18 protein-coding genes are annotated in these 14,943 nt (G+C 43.4%); 13 read left to right on the top strand and 5 right to left on the bottom strand.

Features of this window, described 5'->3' with window-relative positions; genetic code table 11:
• Nucleotides 1–317: 317 nt before the first annotated feature.
• A complete protein-coding gene (locus AC0L6V_RS08155; protein ID WP_265219324.1) occupies nt 318–548 on the top strand; it encodes a hypothetical protein in 231 nt (76 codons plus the stop codon).
• A 17-nt stretch (nt 549–565) separates the two neighbouring features.
• Here AC0L6V_RS08155 and AC0L6V_RS08150 read toward each other — a convergent pair whose 3' ends face one another.
• Nucleotides 566–1,369, bottom strand: coding sequence for an oxidoreductase (locus AC0L6V_RS08150; RefSeq protein ID WP_418138917.1), 804 nt, complete (start codon nt 1,367–1,369; stop codon nt 566–568).
• A 117-nt stretch (nt 1,370–1,486) separates the two neighbouring features.
• On the opposite strand from AC0L6V_RS08150, the gene AC0L6V_RS08145 reads away from it, so the two are divergent.
• Nucleotides 1,487–2,380: a LysR family transcriptional regulator gene (locus AC0L6V_RS08145; RefSeq protein WP_265219325.1), complete on the top strand. Its 894-nt coding sequence runs from the start codon at nt 1,487–1,489 to the stop codon at nt 2,378–2,380.
• Between the two features lie 112 nt (nt 2,381–2,492).
• On the opposite strand, the gene AC0L6V_RS08140 is transcribed toward AC0L6V_RS08145, so the two are convergent.
• The gene (locus AC0L6V_RS08140; RefSeq protein WP_265219326.1) at nt 2,493–2,930 is read right to left on the bottom strand and encodes a DUF3010 family protein; all 438 of its coding nucleotides are present in this window, start codon (nt 2,928–2,930) and stop codon (nt 2,493–2,495) included.
• 298 nt (nt 2,931–3,228) lie between these two features.
• On the opposite strand from AC0L6V_RS08140, the gene AC0L6V_RS08135 reads away from it, so the two are divergent.
• Complete coding sequence (locus AC0L6V_RS08135) at nt 3,229–4,467, top strand: pyridoxal-phosphate-dependent aminotransferase family protein (protein WP_409419647.1); 1,239 nt, start codon at nt 3,229–3,231, stop codon at nt 4,465–4,467.
• Nucleotides 4,468–4,519: 52 nt separating this feature from the next.
• Here the strand turns inward: AC0L6V_RS08135 and AC0L6V_RS08130 are convergent, their stop codons facing one another.
• A complete protein-coding gene (locus tag AC0L6V_RS08130) occupies nt 4,520–4,708 on the bottom strand; it encodes a hypothetical protein (RefSeq protein ID WP_418138916.1) in 189 nt (62 codons plus the stop codon).
• Between the two features lie 17 nt (nt 4,709–4,725).
• Nucleotides 4,726–5,454, bottom strand: coding sequence for a DMT family transporter (locus AC0L6V_RS08125; protein ID WP_418138914.1), 729 nt, complete (start codon nt 5,452–5,454; stop codon nt 4,726–4,728).
• A gap of 276 nt (nt 5,455–5,730) precedes the next feature.
• On the opposite strand from AC0L6V_RS08125, the gene AC0L6V_RS08120 reads away from it, so the two are divergent.
• The 7 genes from AC0L6V_RS08120 (at nt 5,731) to AC0L6V_RS08090 (ending at nt 12,129) form a co-directional block, all read left to right on the top strand.
• Nucleotides 5,731–6,723 (top strand): Bug family tripartite tricarboxylate transporter substrate binding protein, encoded by a 993-nt coding sequence (locus AC0L6V_RS08120; protein ID WP_265219329.1) that lies wholly within the window; start codon nt 5,731–5,733, stop codon nt 6,721–6,723.
• A gap of 99 nt (nt 6,724–6,822) precedes the next feature.
• Nucleotides 6,823–7,263 carry a tripartite tricarboxylate transporter TctB family protein gene (locus AC0L6V_RS08115; RefSeq protein WP_265219330.1) on the top strand — a complete coding sequence of 147 codons (441 nt, stop codon included), beginning with the start codon at nt 6,823–6,825 and terminating at the stop codon, nt 7,261–7,263.
• Nucleotide 7,264: 1 nt separating this feature from the next.
• The gene (locus tag AC0L6V_RS08110) at nt 7,265–8,785 is read left to right on the top strand and encodes a tripartite tricarboxylate transporter permease (protein WP_265219332.1); all 1,521 of its coding nucleotides are present in this window, start codon (nt 7,265–7,267) and stop codon (nt 8,783–8,785) included.
• Between the two features lie 158 nt (nt 8,786–8,943).
• Nucleotides 8,944–9,576, top strand: a complete 633-nt coding sequence (locus AC0L6V_RS08105; protein ID WP_418138913.1) for a response regulator transcription factor — start codon at nt 8,944–8,946, stop codon at nt 9,574–9,576.
• Nucleotides 9,577–9,588: 12 nt separating this feature from the next.
• Nucleotides 9,589–11,067 (top strand): sensor histidine kinase, encoded by a 1,479-nt coding sequence (locus AC0L6V_RS08100; RefSeq protein WP_265219334.1) that lies wholly within the window; start codon nt 9,589–9,591, stop codon nt 11,065–11,067.
• Entirely contained in the window at nt 11,064–11,792 is a 729-nt protein-coding gene (locus AC0L6V_RS08095; RefSeq protein WP_418138911.1) for an ABC transporter substrate-binding protein, read from the top strand. Before AC0L6V_RS08100 ends, AC0L6V_RS08095 begins: the two co-directional genes overlap by 4 nt.
• A complete protein-coding gene (locus tag AC0L6V_RS08090) occupies nt 11,770–12,129 on the top strand; it encodes an ABC transporter substrate-binding protein (protein WP_418138910.1) in 360 nt (119 codons plus the stop codon). The genes AC0L6V_RS08095 and AC0L6V_RS08090 overlap by 23 nt, the downstream gene beginning before the upstream one ends.
• Here the strand turns inward: AC0L6V_RS08090 and AC0L6V_RS08085 are convergent.
• On the bottom strand, nt 12,126–12,854 hold the full coding sequence (locus AC0L6V_RS08085; RefSeq protein WP_265219337.1) for a helix-turn-helix domain-containing protein: 729 nt from the start codon (nt 12,852–12,854) through the stop codon (nt 12,126–12,128). The two genes, AC0L6V_RS08090 and AC0L6V_RS08085, sit on opposite strands and share 4 nt — an antisense overlap.
• A gap of 139 nt (nt 12,855–12,993) precedes the next feature.
• On the opposite strand from AC0L6V_RS08085, the gene AC0L6V_RS08080 reads away from it, so the two are divergent.
• From AC0L6V_RS08080 to AC0L6V_RS08070, 3 genes are read left to right on the top strand one after another with little or no spacing between them, the layout of a single operon-like run.
• Nucleotides 12,994–13,617: a methylamine utilization protein gene (locus AC0L6V_RS08080; RefSeq protein WP_418138909.1), complete on the top strand. Its 624-nt coding sequence runs from the start codon at nt 12,994–12,996 to the stop codon at nt 13,615–13,617.
• Between the two features lie 30 nt (nt 13,618–13,647).
• Nucleotides 13,648–14,517: a DUF3034 family protein gene (locus AC0L6V_RS08075; RefSeq protein WP_265219341.1), complete on the top strand. Its 870-nt coding sequence runs from the start codon at nt 13,648–13,650 to the stop codon at nt 14,515–14,517.
• Nucleotides 14,511–14,942: a group I truncated hemoglobin gene (locus AC0L6V_RS08070; RefSeq protein ID WP_265219342.1), complete on the top strand. Its 432-nt coding sequence runs from the start codon at nt 14,511–14,513 to the stop codon at nt 14,940–14,942. Before AC0L6V_RS08075 ends, AC0L6V_RS08070 begins: the two co-directional genes overlap by 7 nt.
• Nucleotide 14,943 lies beyond the last annotated feature (1 nt).

Genomic DNA, 14,943 nt, shown 5'->3' with positions numbered 1-14,943 from the left:
CTTAAAAAAACAATATCATCTGCAGAAAATAATTCCCCCTTCCAACGCAACTTTATGCTTGCTGTTTTTAAGGGGGAATTTGAGATAGCCAAAGTAAGAAAGTGTGACATGGCTGCAGCGATAAAGCGACAGGTAAGTTTGATGTTACCAATAGGGCTGTTAACAAGGGCAAGTATTACCAAGCCACTCACCTCTATAAGGCTGTCGTGTCAAGGAAGTAGCGTAGTTGGCAATAAAAATTATAGTGGTGATAAATTTTCCGAGTGTAGAGCCATGAAAAAATAGTATTTATATTTGGTCGTTTTTTTAGTCTGACGATGCCACAACTTCCTCCTAATGGTGATATACGTCATCACTCTCAAGGTAATGAATGCATTCAATTAGCGCTGTCCGCTCAACGACTAAAATACGAATCAGCATTGGTAAGTGAGTCTGAACATAAAACGATTCATCTAGAGATAGATGAGTCGTTTTATTTTACCAAAATTCAGATTTTTTTAGATACTAACGGCAATGTTATTCAATTTGGTAATGGCTTCACTTGGTAAGATCAATTCCGCTGCGGCTAAGTTTTGTTGTAGATGCTTAGCTGAAGATGTTCCAGGATTAATAAAATATTCGCTGAACGCTGAAGCAACCAAGCCAAAGCGACTTGCATTACTGTGGCATTTAGCGATGTGGCAACCTCTTCTAAAATGGAAGATTGTAGCGGCGTGAAGCCGCCAAGTGGAAAGAAAGGTACATAGGCAATACCTTCTTTTGCAAGCAGATCAATAAGTGTATCGTCTCTTCTATGAACCAAATTGTATTGGTTCTGTACACAAACAATAGGAGTAATACGGCGCGCTTCCTCGATTTGTGTGGCGGTAACATTACTGACGCCTAAGTGATTTATTAAGCCTTCTTTTTGCAACTCGGCCAGTATGGATAATGGTTCTGCTATCGAGCCTTCAGCTGGGCCATGTACATCAAACATAGCTCGCAGGTTGACTACCTCGATTTGTTCTATGCCAAGGTTGGTTAGATTATCATGCACGGCTTGAATCAGTTCAGGCTTTGAAAAAGCTGGCAACCAATCCCCTTTTTCATTGCGACGAGCACCAACTTTAGTCACTAATGATAGTTCTTTAGCATAAGGGTGTAATGCCTCACGAATGATTTGGTTCGTAATATGTGGGCCGTAAAAATCGGAGGTGTCGATATGGTTAACACCACTTTCTATGGCGGCTTGAAGGACAGCAATGGCTTCTTTTTTATCTTTAGGTGGACCAAAAACGCCGGCGCCTGCCAATTGCATAGCGCCGTAACCCATTCGGTTGATTGCTTTATTACCAAGTTTAAATGTACCAGCTTGTTGAATGTTAACCATGATGATTTTCCTGTGTGAGCTGTTGGATAGGTGATCTATTCTAGGTCCCATTAATTTGTGCGACAATCATGTTTAATTTGTACATATTGTGCGAGATTTAGAACAATGAAATCATCTATGAATGACATTACGGCATTTGTTGCTGTCGCCAGAGCCGGCGGTTTTCGAGAGGCTGCGAGAGTAGAAAATATAAGTGCTTCACGTTTAAGTGATGCCATACGACGCTTAGAAGGGGAATTGGGGGTAAGATTGTTTCATCGCAATACTCGCAGTGTTGTTCTTACTGAAGTGGGTATGGTGTTGTTAGAACGTATGAACCCTATTATGAGTGAATTTGATTCTGCGTTAGATATGGTCAACCTATATCGAGATAAACCTGCAGGTAAACTTCGTCTTAACGTACCTGTTAGTGCCGTAAAATTAATATTACCAGCTATTGTCCCTGCATTTTTGGAGGCCTATCCTGATATTGAACTGGAAGTGACAGCGGAGAGTAACGTTGTCAATATTATTGATGCAGGTTTCGATGCCGGTATTCGTTATGACGAGCGACTCGAGCAGGATATGATCGCCGTACCTATCGGCCCACGTCAACAACGGTATGCGTTAGCAGCTTCACCTAAATTGCTAGATAGATTAGGCCGACCAACTCATCCTCGTGACCTATTAAATTATCCTTGTTTAACCGGTCGGTTTCGATCAGGGGTAGCCAACACTTGGGAATTTGAGAAAGATAATGACACGATAGACATAAAGGTGTCAGGTCCTTTAGTGGTTAATATAGGTAGTGCTGTTGATCTTGCTGTCGATGCTGCGGTTGCTGGCACGGGGGTTATTTATTTGTTTGAGGAATGGCTGCAACCTTATTTTGATTCAGGGCAACTTGAACCTATTCTTGAAACGTGGTGGTTGTCTTTTAGTGGGCCGTATTTGTATTACTCTGGTCGAAGATTGGTGCCTACACCCTTACGAACTTTTATTGATTTTATAAAAGATATGAATAAAGAATGAGTTATAAGCAGCCCCGAGTTGTGGCTCTATTGTGTCTTTGCTTTAAGCATTGGAATATTAAAAAACGGACGCCATTCATGGCGTCAGTTTTTTTATTGCGAAATCTAACGACTTACGCTTCAGGAATGTGCTCTGAAAGTGCGGCATAAGCTACGGTGAAAGCGCTTTCTTGAAATGCACGTAATCCCGTTGCTTTAAAAGGAATAGGCATCGGGTTGTGTTGCAAGATGTCCTTCACTTTGGCTCCGCTGAATAAATCCACTTGAACGGTGTCGATCAGTTGAATTATTGCTTCGATTTTAAAGCCCACCGAGCCGCCAGCAAATTTGCCTTTGGTTGGGCGTTCGCGAATCACGGCTCTTTTTACTTTGTAATCTTCAAATAGCTTTTTCAGTAAAAACTGAAATTTACGCACGCTTTCGCTGTCGTTTGGGTTGTTCAGTGTGTGTCGAGTTTGGCGACAGTCGGCGATTTGAAACAATCCGTCTTGTTTAGACAGAAGGCAAAGAATCACTTCGCTGCCTTTGATTTCGATACCACAAGTAATCATAACGAGATCCTGAATAGGGAATTTCGCGCATTATCGCATACTTTATTCTCTTCTCGCAGAGTAAAAAATACTGCTTGTTGAAAAGGAAACACGTCAGATGTAAGGCGAAAGTGAAAGCTTGTGGTTTATTACACTCTTTTCATTTTGCCGTCTCTTATTATCACAATGAATAATGTACTATTTCAAAATATTATTTTGTAAAAATCATTTTCTCGACATTTTCTACTGTAAAAACGTGAAAACAGGCTTTTTACTCTAGATGTGTTTTTTTCAACTTTGATCAATTAGGCTGCATAAAATGACTGCTTCATCGCCAATGGGTATTCCTCGTCCCCAGGTGAAATCTTTAGACGAAATTCTTCCTCATGAACCTTTGTTAATGATGGGCGCAGGCCCTGTGCCTATTCCTGAACGTGTCGCCAAGGCCAACTCGGTGGTCATTAACCACCTAGGCAGTGTGATGGCACAGGTGATTGGCCAAGTTAAAACAATGGCGCGTTATGTGTTTCAAACTGAGTCTAAATGGGTGCTTGGCGTCGCGGGGCCAGCGTCAGCGGCGATGGAGATGGCGGTGGCCAATTTGTTGCAACCAGGCGAGCGTATTTTATGCATTAATAATGGCTTCTTTAGTCATCGCATGGCAGAAATGGCAACACGTATTGGTGCTGACGTGCATGAGTTGCATGTAGGGGCTCATGAAGCGGCGGACCCAGAGCGTGTTCGTAAAGCCATTGAGGAAACACGTCCAAAAGTATTAACGCTGGTGCAAGGCGAAACGTCGAATACGGTGTTTAACCATACATTAGAAGACATCACTAAGATCGCTAAATCTTATGGTTGTTTGGTGGTGGTAGACGCTGTTTGTACACTCAGCACTATGCCGTTAAAAATGGATGCATGGCAAGTGGATGTGGTGATTACGGGTGGCCAAAAAGGCTTGTCGTCTATCCCTGGTGTGTCCTTGTTGGTGTTTTCTAATGAAGCTTGGGCCGCAGTAAAAAGTCGTACCAAACCCACTGCACAATGGTGTTTTGATGCGCAGTTAGCCGAGAATTTTTGGCACAACGATGGCTATCATTATACGGCACCCGTATCTGGCATCATGGCGTTGCATGAGGCATTAAAATTGGTGTGCGATGAAACATTAGAGCATCGTTTTTCGCGTCATTTGCGTTGTTCAAAAGCCTTGCAAGCAGGCATTGAAGGCATGGGATTAGAGTTGTTTATTCCGCCAGCATCGCGTTTGAATTCTGTGGTGGGTATTAACATACCGCAAGGGTTAACAGCCCCTAAAATTTGTCGACACATATCCGAAATGTACCGCGTTGAAATCGCGGGCTCTTTTGGCCAGCCTATCGTGCGTATTGGGCAGATGGGTGAGCAATGTCGCGAGCATAACTTGTTCCGCACCTTGCATGCGTTGGGCAGTACCATGCGTGATTTGGGTGTAAAAGTTGATCAACCCAATGGCATGGCGGAAATGGAGGCGTACTTGCAAAAGATTCCACGTAACGCTTATCAGGTTCACGTTGCTTAGTGAAAAAAGTGGTAAAAACATCAGGCGCTTTATAATAAAAAGCGCCTTTTATTCAGATGCCTTTGGCTTCCTTTTCAGGGACCAAGGGCATTTTTTTGTTTGGCATTAAGCTGGCAAATAATGCCCCTGCGGTAATGAATAGGCAGGCGATGATTTGTCCTGTGGTGAGTTGTGCTTCGGTGAAAAGCCCAAGCCAAGCAGTGGATAGGGCAGGAGCGGTATAAGACAAGACGCCAAGCAAGGATAAGTTGCCTTTTTTTACCCCAAAATCCCAACAAAAAACGCGATACCAACAGGGCCAAAGCCGAGTCCTAAAATGGCAATCCATGTGGAGGCTGGAAAAGAGGCTGCGGTGGTCCAGTTGTGTGTTTCTATTGCAAGATGGGATGCGCTTGCTAATAGTGTGGTGATGAGGCAATACCAGAGTACAGCGCTGGAAGGAACATCTTGATAGCGTCGATTCGCAACGGAATAGCTCGACCAAATAAACGCACAGGCGAAGGCGGCAGCGTATCCTGTCCAATGGTAAGCTGTGCTGTTGTCTGTGGTTAAGACTTGTGCCTTTGATTGTAACATGATGCCGGTACCAATAAACGCGACCACTGCACCGACTAAGTGTGTCCATGACAGAATATTGCCTTTTGTCATGCCTGCCATTAAGACAATCAGCAACGGCCAAAGGTAAGCAATGAGTCCCGCCTCTACTGGAGGTGCGTGTTGAAATGCGTAAAAATAGCAAAAATGGTAAAAATAAAAGCCGAGTCCCCCCATTAATATGGCGTTTTTCGGTGTTTGCCTCCAAGAACTTTTTATTTCACCTTTAAATAGATACACGATAAAAAAGAGTAAGCTGGCAACACCAAATGTAAGGGCCAACAACAATAGTGGCGGCACTGAGTTGGCTTGCGTGGTGAAGAGCGCAAGGCTGCTCCATAGCATGATGGCGATGCTGCCAATGAGAGTGGCTTGTGTATTATGTGCGGTCATCTTGTTGTTTCCTGAAACCTGTCCTAGTCTAATAAACAACAGATTACCGTGTCAGGGCGTTAAAAACATTGTCAAAAATGCGCAATGTGTTTTGTCAAAAATGCGCAATGTGTTTTGTCAAAAATGCGTTTTTAATCACAATTCTGTCAGAAATGTGTTTTCTGACAGGGTGGTGACAGGTTTGACAGGTAATGTTTGTTCATCGAGTTTTCTAAAATAAGCGTTTCAGGAACTCGAATAGCTAACAACAAAAAAAATAACAAGCAGGAGATAACCATGCTTAATACCCTTTCTTTGAAGTCTATCCTAATTTCTGGTGCTGTCGCACTAACCATCGCTGGACAAGCTCACGCTTATGAACCCGCTCGTAGTGCAGAATGTATTGCGCCAGCAAACCCTGGTGGTGGCTGGGATTTTACTTGCCGTAGTGTTGGTCGAGTATTGGTTGACCAAGGATACTTTAAAGGCAATGTTCAAACCGTCAACATGACAGGTGCTGGTGGCGGTGTGGCTTACGCTCATACCATCAGTAAACGCGATAAAGATGATAATCTTATTGTAGCGGCTAGTACGGCCACGACGACTCGCCTTGCACAAGGTCAGTTCCCAGGTATGGATTCCAAACAAGTTAAATGGATTGGAACCTTGGGCGCAGACTACGGCATCATTGCAGTAGGCAAAGATTCAAAATACACCACACTGACTCAACTGTTAGATGCGTTGAAAAGCGATCCAACATCAGTGAAGTTTGCCGGTGGTAGTGCTTCTGGTGGTTGGGACCATTTAAAAGTCTTGATGACTGCTCAAAAAGCAAACGTAGGCGATTTGCCTAAAGTGCGTTATTTGGCTTTCAGCGGCGGCTCCGAAGCCCTAGTTCAAGTGGTTGGCGGACACGTTGATGCCTTTACTGGTGATATCTCTGAAGTAAAAGGCTTTATGGATTCCGGTGATTTACGTGTGTTGGCGGTGCTTTCTGAAGAGCGTTTACCAGAACCATTTGCTGCGATTCCAACAGCAATGGAGCAAGGTATTGATTCCGTTGCACCAAACTGGCGCGGTTTTTATATGCCAGGAAATTCCAGTGCGGAATCTTACGATTGGTGGGTTAAAACCATGGACGAACTTTACAAAACAGAAGAATGGAAAGACATCATGGTGAAAAACGGTGTGATGCCATTCCATAAATCTGGTGAAGAGTTCACACAATTCGTTAACAACCAAATTCTAGATATTCAAATCTTATCTAAAGACATCGGTTTGATTAAATAATTTAGAACCGCTATTTGGAGGGGGATTTGTTTTGACACAATGACCCCTCCTGTTTTTACTTATTACTCACCCTTTGATTTACTGACACGGAGCAGAGACATGCGTATTAATGATCGTGTGTTTGGCATGCTGATGCTGATTCTTGCCGTTGCTTACGGCTGGGAAGCAACGCAATTTCCCATTCCATTTGGTGGACACGAAAGTGTCGGGCCTGAAACCTTTCCTATTATGCTATCAATCATCTTAGGTATTAGTTCTATCTACATGATTGTTCGTCCTGATCCGGATGAGAAATGGGCGCCATCTGCTATGTTGATTGAGCTTACTATCGTTGTGCTTTCTATGCTTGCTTTTGCATGGGCGATTGAACCAATCGGTTTTATGCCAGCCGCTGCGCTTGTGGTGAGTTTTTTAAGTTGGCGCATGGGGGCGAATATAACTAAGAGTATTATTACGGGTGTGGCAAGCTCTGTGGTTATCTTCTTCCTTTTCAATACTGTGCTAGAACTAGCACTGCCTCTAGGTCTATTGGAGTTTTAATATGGAGACTATGAGCTTATTAATGCAAGGCTTTGCCGTCGCATTAACGCCAGAGAGTATTATGTTTGCGGTCATTGGTGCCATATTGGGTACTTTGATTGGTGCTTTACCGGGTCTTGGTCCTGCAAACGGTGTGGCTATTTTAATTCCGTTGGCATTTAGTTTGGGTTTGTCTGCTACATCTTCTCTTATTTTGTTGACGTCGGTGTATGCCGGTGCCATGTATGGCGGTCGTATTTCGTCTATCCTGCTGAATATTCCAGGTGATGAGCCTGCCATGATGACCTGTTTAGATGGGTATCCAATGGCGGTAAAAGGTAAAGCGGCTGAGGCTTTGGCGATTTCTGCGATTGCTTCTTTTATCGGTAGCTTTATTGCAACTGTTGGTTTGGTTATTTTGGCGCCTATTTTAGCGAAATTCGCCTTGAGATTCGGCCCGTCTGAATACTTTGCCTTGTTTGCTTTGGCCTTTGCAACGTTAGGTGGCATTACTGGTAAAAACCAATTTAAGACGCTCATGGCGGCGGCTATTGGTTTGATGATTGCGTCTGTGGGGATTGATATCTCTACTGGTGTTCAGCGTTTTACTTTTAATTCGCTTGAGTTGTTTGAAGGTGTTGATTTCATTATCGCGATCGTGGGGTTGTTTGCGATTAGTGAGTTGTTGTTTTTCTTGGAGCGTCATGCTGGTGATGGTCTCAAGCAAGTAGCAGTTAACAAATTAAAACTTACTGCAAAAGATATTATTCAAGTATTACCTGCTTCCTTGAGAGGTGCGGTATTAGGCTTTATTGCTGGTGTTTTGCCTGGCGCAGGTGCGTCTTTGGGTAGCTTTGTTAGTTACACCTTGGAGAAACGTTTTTCCGATAAAGGTGAGTTTGGTAAAGGTGATCCACGTGGTGTAGCGGCTCCTGAAGCGGGTAACAATGGCGCGGCGTCTGGTGCACTTGTGCCTATGCTAACGCTTGGTGTGCCAGGTAGTGGTACGACAGCGGTGTTGTTGGCGATGTTGATTTCATTAAACATCTCTCCTGGCCCGATGTTATTTCAACAAAACGCAGACCTTGTTTGGGGCGTTATCGCTGCCATGTTCGTGGGCAACCTTGTGTTGTTGTTGCTAAACATTCCAATGGTAGGCATTTTCGTCAAACTGTTGAGTATTCCACCTAAATACTTGATGCCGATTGTGACTCTTGTGGCATCTGTGGGTATTTATTCTGTTAGTCACAGTGCGTTGGATTTGTATTTCATGGTTGGTTTTGGCGTATTGGGTTATATTTTCCGTAAGGTGGATATCCCATTAGTTCCTATCATTTTAGGCATGTTGCTTGGGCCTGAAATGGAGAAAAGTCTTCGTCATGCCCTTGTACTTTCTGATGGCGATTGGTCTGTGTTGTTTAATAGTGGATTAAGCATTGGTCTTTGGACTGTAGCGATACTTGGTTTGATTTTGCCTATGATCGTAGGTCCCATGGTACGTGCTAAAATGGCAAGAGCAAAAGTGTCTGAAAAGGACGACTAGGTCGACATACTATTCGGTACTATTGTCTGCGCTAAGCGGTTACTATTAATACGTAAAAATGGAATTCGAACAGTTTAGGCTGTTCGAATTTTTTGCTTTTTATTATTTAAGGTTTTTAATATTTTATAAAAAAATAATAACGATATGGCTGACGTGTTATGCGAATTTTAGTGGTAGAAGATACTCAGGTTTTAGGGCAGGCGATCTGTGAACGATTAACTAGTCTAGGACACGGCGTGGATTTGATGGGCGATGGCAAAAAAGCGGATGAGTTATTAAGGTATCAATCGGTCGATTTGATTTTATTGGACCTGAATTTGCCTGGTTTGTCTGGTTTACAACTGCTGCAGAAACTGCGCCAGCGTGACGACGATACCCTGGTTCTTATTATGACAGCCCGAGATCAGATAGAGGACCGTATCCGTCTTTTGGATGAAGGTGCAGACGACTATCTTACGAAACCGTTTGATTTTGGTGAGCTTGAAGCGCGTTGTCGTGCGCTGTTGCGTCGCAAACAGGGCTACGCTGCCAATGTCACTGAGCATGGCAATATTGTGGTAAACAGGGACAGTCGACAAGTATTTATTGAAGGTGAGCTGACGGCGATTACTAACCGTGAATTTCGCTTATTGGAAATATTTCTCGGGCATCTAGGCCGAGTGTTAAGTAAAGATGAGATCACCGATCACTTATTTAATTTTAATGAAACCCCAGGCCCTAATGCGATTGAATTGTATGTTGGGCGTTTGCGAAAAAAATGGTTAAAGGGGATTTGGCGATTAGTACTCTAAGGGGCATTGGTTATGTGGCAGAAATCGCTCGACCACCAAAACCTGAGTGAGGAAGAGGAAAAGCGGGCGTTAGCTAAGGCGCCTTCGTTACGCTTTCGTTTCATCTTAGCGGGTGTTCTAGTGATTGGTATTATCGCTGGTTTGGCGATTAATTTGATTTTTGATTACAGTCAGAAGCTTGCCGATTTGTCTTATGATCGTCTGCTGCGCAGTGCTTTATTGCAGATAGATGAAAATGTCAGTTTAATTCGCAACGAAGTCAGTATCGATATCCCTTGGTCAGCTTTTGCGACATTGGCGCAAGCAGATGAAGATCGTGTCTTTTACAAGGTGGAAAGTTTGGAGCAAGGCTTTATAACAGGCTACCAAGATCTAAACAGTACGCCGCCTAAGCCACCAGAGTTGGATCAAATACAGTTTTATAATCAAGAGTATTCCGGTGAGATGGTGCGATTTGCGTGGTTAGAACGCAGTTTGACTGATCCTGAGACGTCGCAAACCGTTCGTATTGTATTGGGACAAACTCGATTATCACGGGAAGCCATGTCGACGGCGGTGACGCAGCGAGCGGTTGAGGTGGTTGTGTTTATTGCTTTGGTCGCCATTACTTTGATTGCTATTGGCAGTCATTTAGTCCTTCGGCCTTTGCACCGTATCGAAAGGGCATTAGAAGAAAGGGCAATGGGAGACCTCACGCCATTAGATATCAATACACCAAAAGAAACGCATCACCTCAAAGTGGCGATTAACCACTTTATGGCTCGACTACAGACCAACTTAGAGCAACTGGAGAATTATACGGCTGATGCGGCTCATCAATTGCGCACACCTTTAGCCAGTTTAAAAGCTTTAGCCGAAAATGCACGAGACAATACCTCGGGTGACAGTGGCTCGCCACAAGCACAGCAGCAAGCTCTAGAAAACATTGTCAAGCAATGTGACGCGTTGAGTCAGACAGTGACTTTGTTGCTTAATCAGGCGGTTGTCTCTCATCGTTTACAGACCCATCGCTTGGAACCCACGAGTCTACTGGAACCAATTAGGGCTTCATGCCGCGCACAAGCGGTCACCGCGTTGCATCAGGGTGTTCAGCTTTCGCTTGATTGTGAGTTAAACAATGCTTTTGTATTGGGCGACAGTTTTTCGATTCAACAGATGATGCAGAACCTTATTGAAAATGCTGTGCGTTATAGCTCATTGGGTATGAACAATGCTACTGAGGTCATCGTGCAAGTGAGTGAGTTTGAACGCTTTTATCGGATAAAAGTCATAGATTATGGCAATGGTATTCCTGAGATAGAAAAGGCGCGTGTCTTTGAGCGTTTTTATCGCGGCCGATACGACATTGCAGGCAGTGGGGTGGGTTTGGCGATGGTGAAAGATATCGTTGATCATCATTCGGCCAGAATTGAGATCTTAGATACACATCCCAAAGGCACCACTTTTCAGGTGGATTTTGCCAAATTTATTTTTGATGAGGGGACTGTATGAGATCCGTAATCGCTTTTCTTTTTTATATCTTAATCATGATGTCTTCTAAACTCTGGGCAGCCGAGCCTGTATGGTTTGGTAATACGAACGCGCCAAGGGTTTTGGCTATTGATTCTGCTATGGATTTGGCGTCGTTTGAGCCTATTCTGAAGGCTTTTGTCGCACTTCATCCGGATGTACGAGTGGCATATCGTGATGTGAATACGCTGGAATTGTATTACCTAATTATCCAAGAACAGAAGCATCCTGTTGCGAGTTTGGCTATTAGCAGTGCCATGGATTTGCATTTGAAACTGGTCAATGACGGTTATGCACAGACCTATCAGTCTGATTTTACGGATAATTTGCCGGATAATTTTAAGTGGCGTAATCAGTTGTTTGCTTTCTCTATTGAGCCGATTGTGATGTTAGTGAACAAAAATGCTTTTCCTGGCGAGTTGCCTGATGATCGTCAGTCGTTACTGCAGACTATTCGACAAAATGAGAAAAGCATGACCAAGCGAATCGGTACTTATGACATTCGAGAGAGTGGTGTCGGATACTTGTTGGCAAGCCAAGATGCTCGTCAGGCGGATGTGACCTGGGGACGTTTGTTGGAGGCATTTGGTAGTCATGATGTGCAAACTTACTGTTGTACACACGACATTATTGATGATGTTGCTTCAGGTAAATTGGTGTTAGGTTACAACTTGTTGGGTTCTTATGCGTCACAAAGAGCCTCGTGATGATAATCGATTGAAAATGATCCTTCCAAAAGATTACACATTAATGCTGATGCGTGCGGCTCTGATTCCTAAAGGTGCACCTAATGCGGCGGATGCGGGTGTTTTTTTAGACTTTTTGCTGTCGGACAAAGCGCAAAAAATGATGCAGACTCAAGGCTTGTTGTTCCCCATTCGACCAGATATGAATAATGCGAACGACCCTTACGTAGTGAGTGCCCCAGGACCAACAGGGGTCATTGAATTGGATCAGCAGTTATTGGTAGGGCGAGATTACGCTAAGCAAAAACGTTTTATTCGTAACTGGGAGATGGCGCTCGAAATCAGTTCAGAAGATTAGTTTTTCTTGTCTTGGTGACTTTTTCTGATGCTTCCTGGTGTGGCGTTGAAGTGTTTCGTAAACAAGCGAACAAGACTGCTGGCGTCGTTTATTCCAACTTTTTGTGCAATGCAGTCTAAGTTTTTATTGCTTGATATTAGCCATCGTTTGGCTTCTGTCAGGCGACGTTGCTGAAGGTATTGTTTAGGTGTCATGCCGAGATGACGTTTGAACAAAATGCTAAGTTGGCTTGGACTTAAGTGCACTTCTGTTGCCAGTTCGCTCAAGCTCCATGGTTCCTGAAAGGCATGATCGAGCCGTTGTTTTGCCTTAGCTAAGCGAGCGTCTGCTTGGATAATTTTCTCTTGTGGAATGGGCAATAAGTGTTCCAGTAAATTTAACGCCTGATGTGTTTTTATCTCGCTGGGGTCGCTGATCAAGCTAGATAAAAAAGGCAAATAGGTTTTAGCTTGATCGCTTAGGGTGATAAAAATCGACGAACTTTGTAGTTGGCTGTTCCATGCCGGTAAAGAGTTCAATACCAAACAACGGTTCTCTTCTCTGGCTAAATGGGAATGTGGTTGGCTGGTAGAAATAAGGCAGGCTTGACCAAATTCCACCGCTTGCTGGTGGTTATCCACATCAAGTATTAGACGTCCTGAAAGCGGCAAGACAATTTGCGTGTGGTGATGTGAATGGGCATGAGCTGTGTCTTGGTAGGTAATGACTTCGATCAGATCACGCATTTTTTCCTTCCTTCTAAATCGCTTTTACTTGAATGGTGAATAATATTACAGAAAGCATAATGATCTGCTAAATACTTTAAAGTAATCATAGTAATACTTAAACGAATTAAACAAAGGCGACTGTTCCTAAGGAAAAATGATGCGTTATCTAATTGTACTGATGTTTGGTTGTTTTTTGTCTAGTGTTTGGGCTGAAATGACCTTGAGTGTTGTCGATCAAGATAATCTACCTGTTTCAGACGCAGTTGTGACAGTTTCCAAAAATGTTGTGGGCACACCGAGTATGGTCGCTGTTATGGATCAGGTTGATGAGTCCTTCTTGCCACGCGTGCTTGTGGTGCAAAAAGGTCAATATGTTAACTTTCCTAACAGTGATGATATTCGACATCACGTTTACAGTTTTTCTGAGCCTAAAACGTTTGAAATTAAATTGTATAAGGGCACAGACGTTGAGTCCATATTGTTTGATACCCCTGGTCTGGTTGTGCTCGGATGTAACATACATGATGACATGATTGGTTACATTATCGTGGCAGACAATATGCTTACCTTGAAAACAGATAAAAATGGTCAAGTTCGGTTACCAGTAAAACAAGGTGACAAGGTGTCAGTGTGGAGCGAAAGATTGATTGATGGTGTGAATGCACTAGAGTCTATTGATATTACGAGTGACGCAGAACAAACCGTGGTATTGGAACTATTACCACCGATTGAAGTCATGGATCATAGTTCGCATACCAGATTCGGTAAAAAGAAATGGTGAAAGCCAATATACTTGTAACGAAAGAAGGACATGATGAATAAAAGACAAATCAAAATACTCATCGCTAGTGGCACTTTGTTGTGTGCTATACCTACCATGGCAGCTGATGGTAAATTGCTGGCCACCGCAGGGCTTTCGCAATTAGAGGGTAGTGGTGGTGGCGGTCTTGTGCCTTGGGCTACGTTGTCTGGATACGATAGCCGTGACGAGACTGCAGCGTCGTTATTTATGACGGATGTGAATATTACGGATTATCGATTGTCATCGATCGGTGTGGCGACGAGTTTCTACGACAGAGTTGAATTAAGCTATGCTCAACAAACGTTTGATTTGCCTGTTGGTTTGGTGAAGCAACTAAGTGTTGGCGAGATCAAACAAAACATTATTGGTGCAAAAGTTCGTTTATATGGTGACGTTGTTTATTCAACTTTTCCTCAGCTGAGTATAGGTTTACAGCATAAGCAATTAGATGACGACTCTGTGGCGACAGCCCTTGGTGCAAAAGACGATAGTGGCACGGATTTTTATGTGGCTGCGACTAAGGTGCATTTAGGGGCGATTGCGGGTTACAACCTGGTTTGGAACGTAACTGCTCGTGCTACCAAGGCCAATGAGATGGGGTTGTTAGGTTATGGTGGACCGGACAATAATGGTTATCAAATGATGATGGAGGGCAGTGTCGGCTTACTTCTATCACCTAATTGGGTAGTTGGCATGGAGTATCGTCAAAAACCAAATAATCTATCCAGCGTCAAAGAAGACGATTGGAAAGATCTGTTTGTGAGCTATATGCCAAACAAACATGTTAATGTTACCGCGGCTTATGCTGACTTGGGTACGGTTGCTACGCAGAAAAATCAAAAAGGCTTTTATTTATCTATGACGGGGTATTTATGGTAAACCTTGTAAAAAACGCATGTATTACGTTGAGCTTTTTTCTTGTTGCTTGTGCCTCACTAAATAAAGCGCCGCAAAGTTTGTACGATGAAATTGGCGGTCAGCCAACCATAGAAGCGATTACCGATAACTTTATTGATGAGATTAGTTTTAATAAAGACATCTATCGCTATTTTGAAAAAACCAACATTAAACGCTTTCGAGAAAAATTCATTGAACATCTTTGCGTTGACACTGGCGGTCCTTGTACTTACACCGGTGATACTATGTTGAAAGTCCATCAAGGGCAGAAGATTAACGAAGCCGATTTCAACTTGACGGTCGACTTATTAGTGAATGCTATGAAAAAGGCTGGGTTAACGTACCCGCAGCAAAACCGTGTATTGAAGGTGCTTGCGCCGATGCGTGGTGAGATGCTGTATAAGTGAT

Source organism: Marinomonas sp. G8-14 (assembly GCF_055808935.1).
Note: the sequence above shows the minus strand (reverse complement) of the source record. Positions and strands in the feature narration are given on the sequence as shown.